Genomic DNA, 244 nt, shown 5'->3' with positions numbered 1-244 from the left:
GATACTGACGGCTGACCGGAAGCGTTTCCTTTCTGTTTTTGAGTTTCAGGATGCCCCGCCCGGTCAGCGAGCGAACGATGTTTTCAATGCGCGAGACGTTGACGATCGTGGCGCGGTGGATCTGCCAGAATTTTTGCGGGTCAAGCTCGCAGGCGAGTTCTTTGATGCTTTTTTTAATGAGCGATTCGCCCGCCGGTGTGACCACAAGCGTGTACTTTTCGTCAGCGTGGAAATAGTCGACATC

The 244-nt window shown here is 53.3% G+C and carries 1 protein-coding gene; it reads right to left on the bottom strand.

The features are described from left to right. The coding region (locus ACMUOY_RS20480; protein ID WP_413894558.1) for a LytTR family DNA-binding domain-containing protein at window positions 1–244 on the bottom strand (244 nt) is incomplete at both ends.

Origin of the sequence: Candidatus Skiveiella danica (genome assembly GCF_022705245.1) — a bacterium.
Classification (GTDB): Bacteria; Pseudomonadota; Gammaproteobacteria; order Burkholderiales; family Burkholderiaceae_C; genus Skiveiella; species Skiveiella danica.
This window is presented reverse-complemented; position numbering and strand designations above follow the sequence as displayed.